Genomic DNA, 17,770 nt, shown 5'->3' on the forward strand with positions numbered 1-17,770 from the left:
TGCCAACAGGGTGACGACGAGCCTGACCGCACCGTTCCTTGCCTGAACGCCTCTGCACCGGGTGCCTGCCGATCCGAACCAGGAACACCACCTGGCCGTCCCCGTCCCCGGCCACGCGCTCGGCGGCCCCGGACAGCCGAACGGCCGGTCACCTGCGGGCGGGGGAGCGCCTGCGGGGACCGGCCGGTCGGGGAGGGCGTACGGAACCTGTACGGCTACGCAACCTGTGCGGCTGCGGAGCCCGTACGGCTCGGAGTTCGTACGGCTACCTGGTCTGTGCCGTCATGGAGTTGGAGTCCGTACGGCTACCGAGTCGGTACGGGACCGGGTCAGCGTACGTCGACGTAGTCGCCGCCGCTCGTGCTGGCCAGGCGGGCCGAGGTGGCCTTGAACTGGGCCTTCCAGGTGCCGTCCTTCTTGGCGGTGAAGCCCTTGGTGAAGACGCCCTTGCTGTTCGTGCGCACGGTGGCCAGCTTGGTCCACTTCTTGGAGCCCTTGGCCTGGAACAGGATGTTCACGGACTGGCCGGAGGTCTTCTTCCACTTGCCGTCCAGGCTGTTCAGCGTGCCCTTGACCGTGATGGTGCGGCCCTTGCGGACCGGCTCCGGGGAGGCGTTGAAGCCGGTGATGGAGGTCTTGAGCTTGACGTCCACGTAGTCCGTGGAGCTGGTCGCCGCGGCGCGGTCGGCGGTGCCCGCGTAACGGGCGCGCCAGGTGCCGTCCTTCTTGGCGGTGATCTTGGGGGAGAAGGCGCCCTTGCTGTTGGTGGTGGCCGTTCCGGCCTTGCTCCACTTCTTGCTGCCCTTGGCCTGGAACTCGATCACGACGGGCGCCTTGGCCAGCGGGCTCCACGTGTTGTTCGTGGCACCGGCGGTCTGGAGCGTACCGGCCGTCTTCAGCTTGCCACCCTTGGCGACCGGCTCGGGGGAGGCGTTGAAGGAGATGATCCGGGCGGGGACGGCGGTCACCGAGAGGGTGGCGGCCGAGGTGGCCGTCTCGGCGGAGGCGTTGACGAACACCGCGCGGTAGCGGTTGCTGTTGAGCGCGGCGCTCGCCTTCACCGTCAGGGTGGTGGAGGTTGCTCCGTCGACGGTGGTCCAGTTGGTGCCACCGTTGGTGCTGCGCTCCCAGCGGACCGTGTCGTAGCCGGTCGCGGCGGCGGTGAAGACCGCGTTGGCGCCGGAGCGGGCCGTACGCGACGTGGGCTGCTGGGTCACGGTGGCGGGCGGCGCGGGCGGCTCGGCGTCGCCGAAGTAGAGCTGCTGGGCCACGTCCTGGGCGCGCGAGGGCATCCAGGTCGGGTCGGTGCCGTCGTGCGAGTTGAAGGTGGTGACGAAGCAGGCGGTCGTGCGGCAGTCGACGGTGGTGGCACCGGAGGTGAACGTCTCGGTGATCTTCGCCGTCACGGTGAACGTGCCGTCGGCGCCCACCTTGCGGACCCAGGCGGCGTTGCCGTAGACGCTGGGGTACGTGGTGCCGTTCAGAGCGACGGACTGCGCCAGGTAGACACCGCGGTCGGGCTGGTAGCCCTTGCCCTCGACCGTGACCTGGGTCTCCTCGCCGAGCTTGGTGACCTGGCTGACGGTCAGCGTGGGGACGCTGGTGGTACCGGCGATGGCGACGGGGTCCAGCGCGGTGCCGGGCTCGTACATGGGGCGGCCCTGGTAGGCGAAGACCTCCGCGCCCTTGGCGGTGAGCTTCGAGGTGATCCCGGTCCAGTTGACCGCTCCGCCGGTCAGGGCGCCGGCCGACGCCTGGAGCGTGGCGAGCTCCACTCCGGCCGTGGTGACCGGGGCCTTGCCCTCCTCCAGGTCCGTGGTCAGGTCCACGAAGAGCGAGCCCACGCCGTTCTTGAGGACGACCCGGGGGTTGGCGAGGGTGATGGCGGTGATGCCGTGGCTGGGCACCGCGTAGGTGACCGAGCCGCCGAAGCGGACGTCGGCGTTGCGCTTGGCGGGGTCGACCGCACCGTGCTTGACGGGGTAGCCGATCAGCCCGGCACCGCTCTTGGTGGCGCCGCCGGCCACGGTCACCGAGCCGCCCATGCCGGTGACGTAGCCGACCCAGGACGCCTTGAAGTTCCAGGACGTCGTGCCGCTCACCAGGATCGGGGAGGCGGCCGAGGCGGTGCCGGGGACGCCCTCGGCCTGCGCGGCGGCTGCCGCGGCCGCGGAGACCGGGGCGGCGGAGGCGGGGACGGCGAGAACGCCTGCGCCGACGGATACGACGGTCAGTGCGGCGAGTGCGGCCAGGTGGCTGCGGCGGGGTATGGACATGCGCTGCATGTCTCCTTCGGGGAAGGGGGCATGGCACACCCGCTGGGCGGAACCGTGCCCTGGACGAACGGAGAACAGGGGGTACCGGCTTCTTGGAGTGTGGGGACCCGAAGACGACGATCGTCATATTAGGTGAGGCTTACCTAAAATGACACCACGGGGGTCGGACTTCTGGTACGGAGGCCGGTTGTACGGCGGTGGCCGACATGCCGGGGGCGCGCTCGCTTTGGCCGAAAATCGCTGTGACCTGCGGATCGAGGCAACCCGGATCGGCATTTTTTCGCTCTTGACCGGGTGGATGCGGTCGAGGTGTGCCCGTGGCCACATCCCGCGTGCACGGTGCCGCGCCGCTGGATGTCCGGCTTCCGGGGATCTTTGATCCTGCGGGGCAGGTGTGAAGGATGGGGAGGCGTGTCCGAACGGACCGGCACGCTGACCTCATCCCCCGGCGTCATTTACATCCGCATCCACCGAAGGCGACCACTGTGAATCCTGACGTGCCCCCGCCCTGGGCCCCTCCTGGCGACTCGAACGAACCCGGCCGGGAGAGCGGAGAGTCGCCTCCGCAGGGTTACGGGCCTCCGCCGCCGGGACCGCAGGCGTACGGGGCGCCGCAGCCCGGCCCGTACGGTTACGGCCCTCCGGGATACGGACCCCCCGGCCACGGCCCCCAGTGGTACGGCCCCCTGCCTCCCGGTTACGGCTACGGCCCGCCCCCCGGTCCCGTACGGGCCGAATCCGGTACCTCCTACGACGCGCAGGGGCGCAACGGGCGGGGCGGCAGGTTCGGGTGGCTCGGGGAGCTCTCGCTCGTCGTGGTCCTGGTCGTGGTGGGCGTCGTCGTCGTTACCCTCGTCGGGGCCGTCCTCGCGGAGGTGCTGGGCGTGGGACCCGAAGAGGCGGACAGCGAGGTCTTCTTCGAGAACCCGGTCGCCGATATGGCCTTCCAGCTCATCGGCATCGCGATCGGCATACCCATCGTCCTGTGGGGCGCCCGCTACCTGGGCAAGCGCCCGGCGGGGACCGTCTCCTCGGTCGTCGGCCGGTTGCGCTGGCGCTGGCTGGGCCTGTGCGCCGCCGTGTCCGTACCCCTCATCATCCTTCAGTTCGGGGCGCTGTTCGCGTGGACCTGGGGTTCGGAGGCGGCCGAACCGTCCGGGGACGGCTTCCCCGGCTGGGCCTCCTTTCTGCTGACCCTCGCCGTGCTGGGGGCCCTGGTCCCGCTTCAGGCGGCGGCGGAGGAGTACGTGTTCCGGGGCTGGCTGGTCCAGGTGATCGGGCGGGCCGTCCGCTCCCCGTGGCCCGCCGTCGTGCTTGCGTCGCTCCTGTTCGCCCTGGCCCACGGGTTCGGTCAGCTCTCCGGCTTCATCCTGCTGTTCTACTCCGCGATGTGGTGGGGCTGGCTGGTCATCCGTACCGGCGGGCTGGAGGCGGTGATCACCCTGCACGTCGCCAACAACCTGCTGGCCCTCGGACTCGCGGCGGGCTTCGGCGAACTCGCCTCCACGCAGACGGCGGCCGACGCGCCCTGGCAGGCCATGGTCCTCGAATTCGTCTTCGCCCCGCTGTACTGCCTGATCATCGCCCGGCTCGCGGACCGGCGGGGCATCGAGCGGGTGAGCCCCTGAACGACGCCCGGCCCCGCCCTGCCGGGGCCCGGGGGTCCACCGTCCTTGCCGGGACTCAGAGCTCCACCACTCCTGCCGGGACTCAGAGCTCGACCACCCCTGCCGGAACTCAGAGCTCCACCGTCAACTGCGCCCGGATATGGGCCCGCAGCACCTCCGCCATGTCCGTCGTGCAGTCGCTGATCAGCCACTGGATCTGGAGGCCGTCCATCAGGGCGATGAGCTGCTGGGCGGCGGTCGCCGGATCGGTGCCGGGCCGGAGCGCGCCGTCGTCGCGGGCCTGGAGGTAGGCGCGTTCGGTGTTGGCGACCGAGGTCCGGTACCGGGTCTCGAAGTAGGCGTGGGCCGGGTGGTCGGGGGAGGTGGCCTCGGCGGCGACCACCGAGAACAGCTCGACGATCCCGCGCCGCTTGGCGTTCAGCTCCGCGAGGTCGGTCAGCCGGCGCAGATGGTCGACGCCCCGGGTCACCCCGAGCGCCAGCCACTCGTCGTCCACGTCGTCGCGGCGCTGGAGCACCGCGAGCAGCAGGGCCTCCTTCGTCGGGAAGTGGTGCAGGAGTCCCGGGTGGGAGATACCGCAGCGGGTGGCGATGGTGCGGAGCGAGGCGCCCCGGTATCCGGCCTCGCCGAACAGGGCCATCGCCTGGTCGAGGATCTCGGTCCGCCTGGCCCGGCCCTTGGCGTAGCCGCGCCGGTTCTCCGGGGTCACGCGCATTCACCCGCTGTCATCGGACGCCTCTCTCACTCCGCCGCGCGGGGACGGCCTCTCCCGTTCCCGCCCCGCGTTCCGGCCCAGATTCTCACAGGGGTGAATACTTACCAAGCGGTCGGCATTGAGCGTACGGTACTGCGGAGTGCCGTCGTGAAAGGAACTCCCGTGGGCCTCCTGCCGCCGTACCTCGACCCCGCGCTCCCCGTCGCGGACCGGGTCGCCGACCTCCTGGGCCGTATGACGCTGCCCGAGAAGGTCGGCCAGATGCTCCAGCTCAACGCCAAGGAGGGCGTGCGGCACCTGGTGGAGGACCTGCACGCCGGATCGATCCTGCACGCCTCGCCCGAACGGGTGCTGGAGGCCGCCGCCCTCACCGAGCGGACCCGGCTGCGCATCCCGCTGCTCGTGGCGGAGGACTGCATCCACGGCCACTCCTTCTGGGAGGGCGCGACGATCTACCCGACGCAGCTCGGCATGGCGGCCACCTGGGACGCCGGACTGGTCGAGCGGATCGCGCGGGCCACGGCGGTGGAGGTCGCGGCGACCGGGGTGCACTGGACGTTCTCGCCGGTCCTGTGCGTCACCCGGGACCTGCGGTGGGGCCGGGTGAGCGAGACCTTCGGCGAAGACCCTTACCTGATCGGGGAGTTGGCCTCCGCGATGGTACGCGGCTACCAGGGCGACGGCCTCGACGACCCGACCGCGATCCTCGCCTGCGCCAAGCACTTCGCCGGGTACTCCGAGACCCAGGGCGGCCGGGACGCCAGCGAGGCGGACATCTCCCGGCGCAAGCTGCGCTCCTGGTTCCTGCCGCCGTTCGAGCGGGTCGCCAGGGAGGGGTGCCGGACGTTCATGCTCGGCTACCAGTCCATGGACGGCGTGCCGATCACCGTGAACGACTGGCTGCTGGGCGAGGTGCTGCGCGGCGAGTGGGGGTACACCGGCACGCTGGTCACCGACTGGGACAACGTCGGCCGCATGGTGTGGGAGCAGAAGATCTACGCCGATTACGCGCAGGCGTCGGCGGCGGCGGTCCGCGCGGGCAACGACATGGTGATGACGACGTCGAAGTTCTTCGAGGGGGCCCAGGACGCGGTGGCGGAGGGCCTCCTCACGGAGGCGGAGATCGACGCCGCCGTACGCCGCGTCCTCACGCTCAAGTTCGAACTCGGCCTGTTCGAGAACCCCCGCCACCCCGACCCCGCCCGGCAGGCCGCGTTCATCGGCGGCTCCGCACACGCCAAACTCAACCTGGAGGCGGCCCGCCGCTCCCTCGTCCTCCTGGCCAACGACGGCACCCTGCCACTGGCGGGCGGCCTGGAGGAGGCAGGGGAAGGGCTGCGGCCCACGGGGCCCGGCCCCCGTACGGTCGCGGTCATCGGCCCCAACGCGGATGACGCACAGACCCAGTTGGGTGACTGGGCGGGCTCCTCGGGGCAGGCGGACTGGCTCCCGGACGGGCAGCCGCGCGCCATGATCCGTACCGTCCTCGACGGCTTCCGGGAGAAGGTGCCCGCCGACTGGACCGTCTCGTACGCGCCTGGCGCCCGCATCCTGAGCGTCGGGCCGGACCCCGAGGGGGAGTTCTTCCCGGACGGACAGCCCCGCCCCGAGGTCGTCGTCCCGGCCGCCCCCGATCCGGAGACGGTCGCGGAGGCGGTGGCCGCCGCCGAGGCCGCCGACTATGTGGTCGCCGTCGTCGGGGACCGGATCGAGCTGATCGGCGAGGGCAAGTCGACGGCCACCCTCGAACTCGTGGGCGACCAGGTCGCGTTGCTGGACGCGCTGGCGGCGACGGGCAGGCCGCTGGTCGTCGTGGTCATCAGCTCCAAGCCGCTGGTGCTGCCGCCGTCCGCGCTCGGTGCGGCGGCGATCGTCTACGCGGCCAACCCGGGGATGCTCGGCGGTACGGCGGTGGCGGAGCTGCTCCTCGGCCTGATCGAGCCCACCGGCCGGCTCCCGCTCTCCTTCGCCCGGCACGCCGGGCAGCAGCCGACGTACTACAACCAGGTGCGGGGCCAGCACGGTTCGCGGTACGCGGACCTCACGCAGAGCCCGGCGTTCGCGTTCGGGGAGGGGCTGAGCTACACCACGGTCACGTACACGGACCTGGAGCTGCTGACGGCGGTCGTCGAACCGACGGAGACGGTACGGGCCCGGGTCACGCTCACCAACACCGGTGCCCGGCCCGCGCTGGAGACGCTCCAGGTGTATGTGAGCGACACGGTGACATCGGTGACCTGGGCGGAGAAGGAGCTGAAGGCGTACGAGCAGGTGGCGCTGGCCCCGGGGGAGTCGCGCCGGATTCCGGTCGAACTCCCCGTCTCCGCCTGCACGTTGGTGGACGCGCAGGGGCGGCGCGTGGTGGAGCCGGGCCGCTTCGAGCTGCTGGTGGGCCCGTCCTCGCGGGAAGAAGCTTTGCTGCGGCGGGAGTTCACGGTGAAGGGCTGACGTCCGTCGCCCTCCTCCGGCCCGGGTCCTCGGGCGGGCCGGGGGTTTCCGGCGGTCCGGCGGCGGCGGTCCTCCGCGAGGCGCGCTGACCGAGCACCACCCCGCACAGGGTGAGCGCGAGGCCGAGGACCTGCCGCCCCGAGAGGGTCTCCCCGGCGAGCAGCAGCCCCAGCAGCACGCCCGTCACGGGGTTGAGCAGCCCCAGCAGGCCGACCGTCCCCGCGGGCAGGTGCTTCAGCCCGAGGAACCAGGCGGCGAAGGCGAGGGCGGTGGCCACCACGGCGAGGTAGCCGAAGCCGAGGAGCGCGGGCCCGTCGAGCGCGGGCGGCGCCCCCTCCACGAGGGCCGCGCACGGCAGGAGCAGCAGCCCGCCGCCGAGCAACTGCCAGCTGGTGGCGGCGAGTACGTCCACCTCGCCGCTCCACCGCTTGGCCAGCACATACCCGTACGAGGACATCGCCATGGCCCCGACGGAGGCGAGCACCCCGACCGCGTCCACGGGCCCGGTCGCCGTGAACACCATCAGGCAGACACCGCCGACACCGGTCACGGCCCCGGCGAGGTGGAGGCGGCCCGGCCGCTCACCGACGAGCGGCCAGGCGATCATCATCATGAACAGCGGCGCGAGGGCCATGATGATGGAGGCCAGGCTGGTCGGGAGGCGCTGCGCCGCCACGTACACGAGGGCGAAGAAGCCGCTCATGTTCAGGGCGCCGAGCACCAGGGACTTCCACCACCAGTCGCCCTTCGGCAGCTTCCGGCAGACGGCCAGCAGCAGGAGCCCGGCGGGGACCGCGCGGAAGGCGGCGCCGTACAGCGGGTGGCTCTCGGGCAGATACTCCCGCGTGACGAAGTAGGTCGTGCCCCAGGCCACGGGGGCCACCGCCGTGACCAGCGACCATTTCAGGTTACCTTCCATGGAAGCTATTATGCCTTCCATGGAAGGTAATGTTGGGGACGAGGTTCCGGGACGCGCGGGCCGGGGCATCGCTCCGGAAAGTGCGGCGCTCGACCATGTGGCCCGCATCCAGGCGGAGTGGGCGCGGGAGCGCCCGGACGTGGACGTGTCCCCGCAGGCGGTCATCGGCCGCCTGCACCGCCTGGGCCGCCTCCTGACCGACCGCCTCGACGTCGTCTACGCCGCCCACGGCCTGTCCGAGGGCGAGTTCGACGTCCTGGCCGCGCTGCGCCGGGCCGGTGCGCCCTTCGAACGGGCCCCGGGCGAACTGGCCGCGCACACCATGGTCACCACGGGGGCGATGACCAAGCGGATCGACCGCCTCCAGCGCGCCGGCCTGGTCACCCGCCGCCGCTCGGCGGCGGACGGCCGGGGCCGGGTGGTCGCGCTGACCCCGGCGGGCCGCTCCCTGATCGACCGGGCGTTCACCGACCACATGCGCAACGAGCGGCACCTGCTGGACGCGCTGGACCCGCAGGAGGCCGAGCAGCTGGAGCGGCTGCTGACGGGGTGGCTGGCGCGGCTGGAGCCGCCGCCCGCGGCTGAGGGTTCGAGCCCCGGGCCTCACGTATGACATCCAAGCCTTACGTATGACATCCGGGTCCTACGTATGACAACCGGCCGGCAATCGGCGCCGCCCCACTCAAACTCCGTTTCGATGCCCAGCCGGGACGCGCCGAGAAGAAGCGTTTCGGCGTGCGAGCATTCGCCCGTACGGGTGTGGCGCGGCACTCCGGCGGACCTCGGGGCGAGCACAATGGGGCGGCGGTTCGTGCAGAGGTGCCGAGGCCCTCTCCCGCACCTTGCGCTGTAGGAGGACCGGTGGCGGATGGCTGGGCGGTTCAGCGGACGGGGCCCGGTGACCAGGCCCGTACCCAGGCGAGGGAACAACTGCTGGACGCCGCACGGGAGCTGTTCGGGGTCGTCGGCTACCGCGAGACCTCCGAGGCGGACCTGTGCGAGGCGGCCGGGGTCACGCCGGAGGTGCTCCGCCAGGAGTACGGGACGCGGGAGGGCCTGCTCATCGCCCTCCACAACCGGGTCACCACCATCGGCCTGCGCGCCGCGGAGGCCGCCCTGCTCTCCGAGGGCATCGACGAGTGCGCCATCGCCGAACGGGTCCGGCGCCTCTTCGACGCGTACGTGGAGGCCGTGACCCGCGACCCGCGCGAGGCCCGGGTGACCTTCGTCGAGGTGCTGGGCGTCAGCGCGGTGGTGGACGAGCACTGCAAGCTCTGGCGCGCGCTATGGACGGAGTTCCTCACAGGGGAGGCCGAGCGGGCGGTGGAGCGGGGGGAGGCGGAGGACCGGGACCACCGGGTCGACGTCATGGTGATGGTCGGCACGGTCCACGAACTGATGGCCCACCACACCCGCCGCTGCCGCCGGGCCCGCCCGGAGGAGGTCTCCCGCGAACTGACGGAACTGGCGCTGACGATGCTGGGGTCGGAGCGGGTGGGGTGAGGGGGCAGGGCGGCGCGCGCCCGCTGTCCGTGTCCGTCCGTCGGGTCTCCGCGTCTCACGCCGGGATCATCACCGACCCTGATCAGGAGTCTCCTCCGCCGGAAACACCGGGTTTCCGTCCTCGCCCGTGAACGGCGGGCGGGACGGCAGGTGCCCCAACGCCTGCCAGACGGCATGGGCGGCGGCGAACTTCACATCGCCCGGACCGGAATCCGCAGGGGCGACGGCGATCTCCGTGATCTCCACCGACCAGCTGCGGACGCCGACGGGCAGTTCCCTCAGCGCGTACCAGGCACCAGCTCGTGCTTCCGCCAGGGCACCCGCGTCCCCCGCACCATCGGCGACAGCCGGGTGGCTCCCGCGGAATACGTCCGCACGGACCACGACCCCGGCACTCGCCGCCGGGACCACACGTACGCGGACCTCGGCGAAACGCGCCCAGCGGTTCGTCTGGCGCCGCAGCCGGAAGATACCGTCCATAACCTGAGTCTCCCGTGCGGCCGAAGCACCAACCGTCACTTTCACAACAGGCCCCAGTGCGGTGTCTCCGTCCCGGCGCCCGGGGGGCGGGTGTTCTTCGCGCACGACTGCTCGGTGTGGGAGCCGTCGGCGGGGCGGGTCAGCCCGTCTCCGCGGCGACCGGTCCGCCGACCAGCGCCGGCCGCCGCGCGTACGGCCCGCCCACCCCCCACGCCTGGTGCATCGCGTCGGCGAAGGTCGCGGCGAGGAGGTGCTCGCCGGTCGGGCCGGGGTGGGTGCCGTCGTACGTGTCCGTGTGGATGTCGTAGCCCGGGGGGTGCGAGGCCAGGAGGAGGGGGGAGGGCGGGGTGTCCAGGTCGGCCACGGCCTTGGCCAGCAGCTCGTTGAAGCGGGCGCAGGAGGCGGCGAAGGGTGCGTCCGTCTCGGCGCGGATGTTGGGTATCACCGGGAGCAGCACCATCCGGATGTGCGGGTTCGCCGTGCGGGCCGCCTCGATGAACGCGCGGGCGTTGGCCGCCGTCTGCTCGGCGTCCGTGTAGAAGCCGAGGTCTATCAGGCCCAGCGAGACCAGCAGCACGTCCGCCTCCGCCTCGCGCACCGCGTCCGCGATCACCGGGGCCATGTGCAGCCACCCCTCGCCCCAGCCCGCCAGGTGCCTTCGCGCGGCGGGCGGGAAGGACGGGTCGGCGTACGCGTCGGAGAGCGCGGTGCCCGTTCCGGGGTCGTACAGCGTCGTCCGCGGGCCGACGATCTCGTACGGGGCCGGGCCGACCGCCTCGAAGTGCTGCCAGAGGCGGTAGCGCCAGGTGAAGTCACCGGTGGCGCCGATGGTCATGGAGTCGCCGACCGGGAGAAAACGCATGGCGTCATCATGGCCGATCATGCCTCGGGGCTGCGACGTGACGATGGACACGGTGGAGTGCGCGGGGACGAACCGGACCGTGGACGGGGGCGGGACCGTGGACACTTGGGCCATGCGTTCGTACCCGATCCGTCCGGCAGGTCCCGTCGCTCCCCTCGCGGCCCTCCTGCTGCTCCTGGGAGCCGCCTCCCCCGCCGTCGCCGCCGACGGCGGGCCCGACCGTGACTTCACGATCGAGGACCCCCGCATCACCGAGTCCAGCGGCCTCGCCGCCAGCCGTCTGCACCCGGGCATCTACTGGACGCACAACGACAGCGACGACGGCCCCTATGTCTTCGCCGTCGACTCCCGCACCGGGAAGACCGTCGCGACCATCACCATGCGGGGCATCGGGGAGCCGCGGGACGTGGAAGGGATCTCGATCGGGCCCGACGGTGACATCTACGTCGGTGACATCGGCGACAACCTGGACGGCACCTGGAGCCATGTCTGGATCTACCGCTTCCCCGAGCCCAAGGCGCTCCGCGACGCCACCGTCACCGCCACCCAGTACGACGTGCAGTACGCCGACGGCCCCCGCAACGCCGAATCGCTGATGGTCCACCCCAAGACCGGCCGCGTCTACATCGCCTCGAAGAACGAGGGCGGCGGCGGGCTCTACGCAGGTCCCGACAAGCTCACCACCGGGTCCATGAACGTCTTCCGGCGGGTGGGGGAGGTGCCGTGGGTGACGGACGGGGCCTTCTCGCCCGACGGGAGGTCGCTGGCGCTGCGCTCGTACTTCAGCGCCCGGGTGTACGACTTCGAGAACGGCCGCCTCGGGGAGAGCCGGGCGGTCGCCGCGCCGTTCCAGCGGCAGGCGGAGTCGGTGACGTACACGGCGGACGGCTCGGCCCTGATGTTCGGCTCGGAGGGGGCGCGCAGTGGGGTGGTGCGCGTCGAGGTCGAGGGGGGCCGTCAGGAGAAGGGGGAGCAGAAGGAGAAGCCCTCCGGGAGCGGTAGCCCCGCCGCCCAGGGGGAGGACGACGGCGACGGCAAGGGCAGTGTGGGGCTCGGTGCGGTGATCATCATCGGCGTGGGGGCCCTCTGGTTCGCGCTGAGGCGGCGGCGCGGGGAGGGGTGAGGCCGGGCCTGGGGGATACCCCCTGCTCGACGTGGCGCCCTGCCCGCCTGCCTCAGTCCGTCCGCGCCCCTCAGCCGCCGTTCGTCACCGGCCACACCTCGTAGTGCAGGGTCCGGTCCCGCTTCAGCCGGTGCACCAGCGGGACCAGCACGCCCTGCACGATCGGGTACTTCCGCGACAGCATCCGCGCCGCGTGCGTGTTCTCCTTCGTGCCCGGGCGCAGCAGCCGGGCGTGGGCGCTGATCTCCGGGCCCGTCGGCCTGCCCCGGACCGTGCACGGGGCGAGCTCCACCTTCGGGTGGTTCCGCATCCGGTCGACCTTCCACGCGGAGGAGAACGTACGGATGAAGGCGTGATCGCCCTCGACGGCGATGTTGACCGGCGTGCCGACGGACGTGCCGTCCTCGCGGTGGGTGCTCAGCAGGACGGCGTACTGCTTCACGAAAGGAGCGAGCTCCCGGCTGGCGTCCATATATCCATTGGGGCACGGGCCGGGCGTGCTGTCATGTCCGGTCCTGTGCGCTGTCCGTCGCCCCGCTCGCCGTCCGCTCCGCCACCAGCGCCTCGAAACCGGCGATCAGCCGTTCCAGCCCGAACCCGAAGTGGTCGAAGTCGGGGCTGAAGGTGTCCTCGGCCATCCCCGCCATCGTCGGGTACGCGCCGCTGAGCATGGCCCGCTCCAGGTAGGGCTGCTGGCTCTTCCAGAACTCCTGGTCGCTCAGCCCCGTCTGCGCCACCGCCTCCGCCGCGTCGGCCTCGGTGCGGGCCAGGCCCTCCACGAAGCTGTTCACCGTGATGATCACGCCGATCAGCTCGGGGTCGCGCAGCCCCATGGACCGCAGCGCGGTGAGCGAGAGTTCGAGGCCCCGCAGGGCGCTGGGGCCGAGCACCGTACGGGCCTGGTTGATCTTCAGCAGCCAGGGGTGGCGGCGCAGGTTGTCCCGGTAGCTGCGGGCCAGGGTGGTGATCGCCACCCGCCAGTCGCCGGGGGCGCCTCCGGCGACTGGCTCGGCCGGCAGCGGTTCGCCCAGCACCCGGTCCAGCATCAGGTCCAGGAGTTCCGCCTTGCCGGGCACGTACCGGTAGAGCGACATCGTGCCCGTGCCGAGCTCGGTGGAGAGCCGGCGCATGGAGACGGCGGACAGGCCCTCCGCGTCCGCGACGGCGATGGCGGCCGTGACGATCCGGTCCAGCGTGAGGCCCGGTTTGGGGCCCCGGCTGGGGCGTTCCCCGGTGCCCCACAGGAGCTCCAGGCTGCGCGCGATGTCACCGCTCCCGGTCGCCGTGCCGTCCGTGGCCGTCCCGTTCGCCTTGGGGCTGCTCGCGGCCGTCGCCGCTGCTGCTGCCGCCGTGCCGCTCGCCGCCGCCGCTGTCGATCCGTCTTTCGCCATGGGGTCAGCGTAGTGCGCCGGAGAGGCTTTGGGTACGCCGTACCCGTATCGAGGTACACCGTACTCAGTTTGGGGTACGGTGTACTCAGTTCGCTTCCGGTTCGGTCGGAGAAGCAGGGGGTTGTGCCATGGCCATGTCCGAAACCAGGTCGAGGTCCGCGTCCGGGTACGCGGTGTTCGCCGAAGGTGTCGTGAAGCGGTACCGGGGGAGAGGGAGGGGCGCGGCGGAGACGCGGGCGCTCGACGGGTTCGACCTCGCCGTCCGCCCCGGCACGGTCCACGGGCTGCTCGGCCCGAACGGGGCCGGGAAGACCACCGCCGTACGGGTCCTCGCGACCCTCCTGCGGTACGACGGGGGCCGGGCGGAGGTCGCCGGGCTCGACGTGGGGCGTGAACCCCGCCGCGTACGGAGCAGGATCGGGCTCGCCGGTCAGTACGCCGCCGTCGACGAGGGCCTCACCGGGCGGCAGAACCTGGAGATGTTCGGCCGCCTCTTCCACCTCGGCAGCCGGGGGGCCCGGCTCCGCGCCGGGGAGCTGCTGGAGCGGTTCGGCCTGGTGGAGGCGGCCGGGAGGAGCGCTCGCGAGTACAGCGGCGGCATGCGGCGGCGGCTCGACCTCGCCTCCTCGATGATCCTCTCGCCCGAGGTGATCTTCCTCGACGAGCCGACCACCGGGCTGGACCCGCGCAGCCGGGGCGAGGTCTGGGAGACCGTACGGGACCTGGTGGCGGGCGGTACGACGGTGCTGCTGACCACGCAGTATCTGGAGGAGGCGGACCGGCTCGCCTTGCGCATCACCGTCATCGACCGGGGGCGGGCCATCGCCGACGACACCCCGGACGCCCTGAAGGACCGCGTCGGCGGCGACCGGATCGAGGTCGTCGCGGCCGACGCGGGCGACCTCGTGGCGGTGGCGAAGGCCGTGGACCGGGTGGCCGGGGGCGGGCTCGTCGTCACCGACGACACCGCCCGCCGGGTGCACGCCCAGGTCACCGACCGGGTGGCCGCGCTCACCGAGGTGGCCCGGAGCCTTCAGGACGACGGGATCGCGGTGGAGGACATCGGGCTGCGCCGGCCGAGCCTGGACGATGTGTTCCTGCGGCTGACGGGCCACGGCACGGGCGCCGACGACGCGCAGGCCGTACGGGAGGTGGCGGCGGCATGACCGTACACGCACCGGCCCCGGCCGCGGCACCCCGCGAGCACGGCCTCGCCTACTGGGCCGTCTCCGACTGCTGGAACATCACCCGCCGCACCCTCACCCACTACCAGCGGCAGCCCTCCGCCATCGTCTGGCAGCTCGGCTTCCCGATCCTCTCCGTCCTGCTGTACGGGTACATCTTCGGCAGCGCCATGAAGGTGCCGGGCGGCGGCGACTACCGGGAGTTCCTGATGCCCGGCATGTTCGCGATGACCATGGCCATGGGCTTCATGAACACCGCCGTGGCCGTCGTCACCGACGCGGGCAAGGGGGTCGTGGACCGTTTCCGGTCCATGCCGATGGCCCCCTCCGCCTTCGCCTCCGGCCGTGGGGTGGCCGACCTGACGGTGGCCGCCGCCGAACTGACCATCCTGGCCGCCACCGCGCTGCTGATCGGCTGGCGCGCGGGCGGCGGGGTGCTGCCCGCCCTGGGGGCGTTCGGGCTGCTCCTGCTGCTGCGGTTCAGCCTGATCTGGGTGGGCGTCTGGCTCGGCCTGCTGGTCCCCACCCCGGAGGCGGCGGGCGGGCTGTACGCGGTCGCCTTCCCGCTCACGATGATCTCCAGCACCTTCGTCGCCCCGTCCCTGATGCCGGGCTGGCTGGGCACGGTCGCCGCCTGGAACCCGATCTCCTCCACCGCGACCGCCACCCGCGAACTCTTCGGCAACCCGGTGGCCGGGGGCGGCACCTGGGTGGAGGAGCACGCCCTGCTGATGGCCGTGGTCTGGCCGGTGGCGATCACGCTGGTCTTCCTGCCGCTGGCGGTACGCCGGTTCCGGCGGCTGAGCCGGTGAGGTGGGGGTCGGGGCGGGCCGGGTGCGCTCCCCGGGGGCGCGTACGGGCGCGGGGCGGGCCGGGTGCGTAACTGAGGGGCGTGCGCGGGCGGGTGCGCGTAGGGTCGGGGGCCGTGCCGACCACCGGGCCCGGACCCTTCACCACCGAGCGCCTCGACGCGCTCCCCCTCGATCCGGCGTACGCCGACGAGATGGCCGCCGTACTCGCGGACCCGGCGCTGTACGTGTTCACCGGGGGCGGCCCGCCGGACCCGGTCGCGCTGCGGGCCCGGTACGAACGCCAGACCGCCGGTTCGCCGGACCCGGGGGAGCGGTGGTGGAACTGGGTGCTCCGGGTCCGCGCCGACGGCCGGCTCGTGGGGTATGTCCAGGCGACCGTACGGGGCTCGTGCGCGGAGATCGCCTGGGTGGTCGGGGTGCCGTGGCAGGGCCGGGGGTACGCGGCCGAGGCGGCGAAGGGGCTCGCGGCGCACCTGTGGTCCGCCGGGGGCGTCCGTACACTCGTCGCCCATATTCACCCCGGCCACGCCGCGTCGGGTGCGGTGGCGGCGGCGGCCGGGCTCGCGCCGACCGGGGAGCGGCGGGAGGAGGACGGGGAGCAGCGGTGGACCGGGTGCGCGCCGCGTCCGCCGGTTCTCTGACGGGCCTCCGGCGGTAGGAGGCCGGGTATCAGTCCGCTGACTCTCCGGAGGCCGGATTTCAGTCCGGCTGGTCCTCCATGTGCGCGAGGACGCGGTCCGAGAGGCGGGCGAGGGTGTCGAGCTCCTCCTGGGTGAGGGCGTCGATGAACAGCCGCCGGACATGGTCGACGTGCACGGGCGCCGCGTCCTCGATCGCCTCGCGGCCGGCCGGGGTGGCGACGACGAACGCCCCGCGCCCGTCCTCGGGGCAGTCCTCCTTCGCCACCAGTCCGCGCTTGGCCATCCGCCCGACCTGGTGGGACATGCGGCTCTTCTCCCACTCCAGCAGCTTGGTCAGCTCCATGAAGCGCATCCGCCCGCCGGCCTCGGTGAGTTTGGCCAGGACGAGGTAGTCGGAGGCGGACATGCGGGAGTCGGTCTGGACCCGGCGGGAGAGCCGTCCGATGAGCTTCTCCTGCATCCGGATGAAGCTGTTCCAGGCGGCCTGCTGCTCCGGGGTCAGCCAGCGGGGAGATGCGTCCATGCCGAAAAGCCTAGGAGGTGTCCGGCGATCCCGTGCGGGCGGGCGGCGCGGTCGGACGCGCGTCGGCGAATCAGTTGCCCCGAGCACTGGTTGACGTATCAACTAACCCTGCCTAATGTGGATGACACGTCAACTAAATGGTGGCGGGCCGTTACATGGACCGAGGGGAACCCCATGAGCACCCAGACCAAGACCGGACTCGACGCGCTGCTGACGCCCGAGGAGAGCGTCCTGGTGCTGATCGACCACCAGCCGTTCCAGTTCGCCAACCTGAACAGCCATGAGCCGACGATGGTCGTGAACAACGTCGTCGGGCTCGCCAAGGCGGCCAAGGCGTTCGGTGTGCCGACCGTCCTGACGACCGTTCTGGAGGAGCGCGGCGGGTTCCTCATCCAGGGGCTCCAGGACGTGTTCCCGGAGCAGAAGCCGATCGACAGGACCTTCATCAACACCTGGCAGGACCGGCGCGTCGTCGACGCCGTCAAGGCGACCGGACGCAAGAAGCTGATACTCGCCGGTCTCTGGACGGAGATCTGCCTGGCGATGCCCGCCATCCAGGCGGCCGGTGAGGGTTTCGAGGTCTACGCCGTCACCGATGCGTCGGGCGGTGTGTCGGCGGAGGCCCACGACATGGCGGTGCGCCGCATGGTCCAGGCGGGCGTCGTCCCGATCACCTGGATGGCCGTACTGGGCGAGTGGCAGCGCGACTGGGCCCGCGAGGAGACCGTGCCGGCCGCCGCCGAGATCCAGGCCCAGCACGGCGGCGCCTCGGGCGTGGCCTTCGCCTGGGAGATGCAGCTCCTCGCCGGGCGCGCCGGCAGCGGCGGCTGACCGCCCGGCCGCCGGAAGGCGGAGGGCGACACGAGCGGATTACGGTGAGGAAAGGGCGAGTGGAGGAGACCGATGACAGTTCAGGTGCAGGACGTTCCCGAGGCCAAGCGGTACGAGGCGCGGATCGAGGGGGAGCCCGGGGTCGCGGGTTTCGCGGACTATCTCCGTACGGAGGAACTCATCGCGTTCCTCCACACCGAGGTATCGCCGGACCACGAGGGCAGCGGGGTCGGTTCGGCCCTGGCCCGTACCGCCCTCGACGAGGCGCGCTCCGCGAAGCTGCGGGTGTTGCCCACCTGCCCGTTCTTCGCGGGCTGGATCGCGCGGCACCCCGAGTACCAGGACCTGCTGTACCAGTCCCGCAGCAGGGTCAGCGACTGACAGGCCGGGGGTCGGGGCCGGTGACCGGACGGGGGGACACGGACCGAGGGAGA

General features: G+C 72.1%; 18 protein-coding genes. 10 read left to right on the forward strand and 8 right to left on the reverse strand.

The features are described from left to right. Nucleotides 1-329: 329 nt before the first annotated feature. Nucleotides 330-2,276: an Htaa domain protein gene (locus tag B7C62_20330; protein ID ARF74320.1), complete on the reverse strand. Its 1,947-nt coding sequence runs from the start codon at nucleotides 2,274-2,276 to the stop codon at nucleotides 330-332. 686 nt (nucleotides 2,277-2,962) lie between these two features. Here B7C62_20330 and B7C62_20335 point away from each other — a divergent pair. Continuing rightward, entirely contained in the window at nucleotides 2,963-3,904 is a 942-nt protein-coding gene (locus tag B7C62_20335; GenBank protein ID ARF77286.1) for a CPBP family intramembrane metalloprotease domain-containing protein, read from the forward strand. A gap of 109 nt (nucleotides 3,905-4,013) precedes the next feature. Here B7C62_20335 and B7C62_20340 read toward each other — a convergent pair whose 3' ends face one another. Beyond that, nucleotides 4,014-4,619 carry a TetR family transcriptional regulator gene (locus B7C62_20340; protein ARF74321.1) on the reverse strand — a complete coding sequence of 202 codons (606 nt, stop codon included), beginning with the start codon at nucleotides 4,617-4,619 and terminating at the stop codon, nucleotides 4,014-4,016. Between the two features lie 162 nt (nucleotides 4,620-4,781). On the opposite strand from B7C62_20340, the gene B7C62_20345 reads away from it, so the two are divergent. Further along, complete coding sequence (locus B7C62_20345; GenBank protein ID ARF74322.1) at nucleotides 4,782-7,067, forward strand: beta-glucosidase; 2,286 nt, start codon at nucleotides 4,782-4,784, stop codon at nucleotides 7,065-7,067. Here the strand turns inward: B7C62_20345 and B7C62_20350 are convergent. Beyond that, nucleotides 7,051-7,986: an EamA family transporter gene (locus B7C62_20350; GenBank protein ID ARF74323.1), complete on the reverse strand. Its 936-nt coding sequence runs from the start codon at nucleotides 7,984-7,986 to the stop codon at nucleotides 7,051-7,053. The two genes, B7C62_20345 and B7C62_20350, sit on opposite strands and share 17 nt — an antisense overlap. Nucleotides 7,987-8,005: 19 nt before the next feature. On the opposite strand from B7C62_20350, the gene B7C62_20355 reads away from it, so the two are divergent. Further along, the gene (locus B7C62_20355) at nucleotides 8,006-8,599 is read left to right on the forward strand and encodes a MarR family transcriptional regulator (GenBank protein ARF74324.1); all 594 of its coding nucleotides are present in this window, start codon (nucleotides 8,006-8,008) and stop codon (nucleotides 8,597-8,599) included. Between the two features lie 248 nt (nucleotides 8,600-8,847). Beyond that, nucleotides 8,848-9,489 (forward strand): TetR family transcriptional regulator, encoded by a 642-nt coding sequence (locus B7C62_20360; protein ARF74325.1) that lies wholly within the window; start codon nucleotides 8,848-8,850, stop codon nucleotides 9,487-9,489. A 69-nt stretch (nucleotides 9,490-9,558) separates the two neighbouring features. Here the strand turns inward: B7C62_20360 and B7C62_20365 are convergent, their stop codons facing one another. Both B7C62_20365 and B7C62_20370 read right to left on the reverse strand, forming a co-directional pair. Further along, nucleotides 9,559-9,969, reverse strand: a complete 411-nt coding sequence (locus B7C62_20365; GenBank protein ID ARF74326.1) for a hypothetical protein — start codon at nucleotides 9,967-9,969, stop codon at nucleotides 9,559-9,561. Nucleotides 9,970-10,108: 139 nt separating this feature from the next. Then, nucleotides 10,109-10,882: a hypothetical protein gene (locus tag B7C62_20370; protein ARF77287.1), complete on the reverse strand. Its 774-nt coding sequence runs from the start codon at nucleotides 10,880-10,882 to the stop codon at nucleotides 10,109-10,111. Nucleotides 10,883-10,943: 61 nt separating this feature from the next. On the opposite strand from B7C62_20370, the gene B7C62_20375 reads away from it, so the two are divergent. Next, nucleotides 10,944-11,954 (forward strand): hypothetical protein, encoded by a 1,011-nt coding sequence (locus B7C62_20375; GenBank protein ARF77288.1) that lies wholly within the window; start codon nucleotides 10,944-10,946, stop codon nucleotides 11,952-11,954. 70 nt (nucleotides 11,955-12,024) lie between these two features. On the opposite strand, the gene B7C62_20380 is transcribed toward B7C62_20375, so the two are convergent. Continuing rightward, nucleotides 12,025-12,426: a PPOX class F420-dependent enzyme gene (locus B7C62_20380; protein ID ARF74327.1), complete on the reverse strand. Its 402-nt coding sequence runs from the start codon at nucleotides 12,424-12,426 to the stop codon at nucleotides 12,025-12,027. 31 nt (nucleotides 12,427-12,457) lie between these two features. Further along, complete coding sequence (locus tag B7C62_20385) at nucleotides 12,458-13,345, reverse strand: TetR family transcriptional regulator (GenBank protein ID ARF74328.1); 888 nt, start codon at nucleotides 13,343-13,345, stop codon at nucleotides 12,458-12,460. A gap of 128 nt (nucleotides 13,346-13,473) precedes the next feature. On the opposite strand from B7C62_20385, the gene B7C62_20390 reads away from it, so the two are divergent. The 3 genes from B7C62_20390 to B7C62_20400 all read left to right on the forward strand — a co-directional run bounded on the left by B7C62_20390 (nucleotide 13,474) and on the right by B7C62_20400 (nucleotide 15,982). After that, entirely contained in the window at nucleotides 13,474-14,511 is a 1,038-nt protein-coding gene (locus B7C62_20390) for a daunorubicin/doxorubicin resistance ABC transporter ATP-binding protein DrrA (GenBank protein ARF74329.1), read from the forward strand. After that, nucleotides 14,508-15,341 (forward strand): multidrug ABC transporter permease, encoded by an 834-nt coding sequence (locus tag B7C62_20395; GenBank protein ID ARF74330.1) that lies wholly within the window; start codon nucleotides 14,508-14,510, stop codon nucleotides 15,339-15,341. Before B7C62_20390 ends, B7C62_20395 begins: the two co-directional genes overlap by 4 nt. A 113-nt stretch (nucleotides 15,342-15,454) precedes the next feature. Continuing rightward, nucleotides 15,455-15,982, forward strand: a complete 528-nt coding sequence (locus tag B7C62_20400) for a GNAT family N-acetyltransferase (protein ARF74331.1) — start codon at nucleotides 15,455-15,457, stop codon at nucleotides 15,980-15,982. A gap of 58 nt (nucleotides 15,983-16,040) precedes the next feature. Here the strand turns inward: B7C62_20400 and B7C62_20405 are convergent, their stop codons facing one another. After that, the gene (locus B7C62_20405) at nucleotides 16,041-16,505 is read right to left on the reverse strand and encodes a MarR family transcriptional regulator (GenBank protein ID ARF74332.1); all 465 of its coding nucleotides are present in this window, start codon (nucleotides 16,503-16,505) and stop codon (nucleotides 16,041-16,043) included. Between the two features lie 174 nt (nucleotides 16,506-16,679). Between B7C62_20405 and B7C62_20410 the strand changes: the two genes are divergently transcribed. Both B7C62_20410 and B7C62_20415 read left to right on the forward strand, forming a co-directional pair. Continuing rightward, on the forward strand, nucleotides 16,680-17,336 hold the full coding sequence (locus B7C62_20410; GenBank protein ARF74333.1) for a hydrolase: 657 nt from the start codon (nucleotides 16,680-16,682) through the stop codon (nucleotides 17,334-17,336). A 72-nt stretch (nucleotides 17,337-17,408) separates the two neighbouring features. Continuing rightward, nucleotides 17,409-17,717: a GNAT family N-acetyltransferase gene (locus B7C62_20415; GenBank protein ID ARF74334.1), complete on the forward strand. Its 309-nt coding sequence runs from the start codon at nucleotides 17,409-17,411 to the stop codon at nucleotides 17,715-17,717. Nucleotides 17,718-17,770 lie beyond the last annotated feature (53 nt).

The sequence above is a fragment of the Kitasatospora albolonga genome, assembly GCA_002082585.1.
Lineage (GTDB): Bacteria > Actinomycetota > Actinomycetes > Streptomycetales > Streptomycetaceae > Streptomyces > Streptomyces stephensoniae.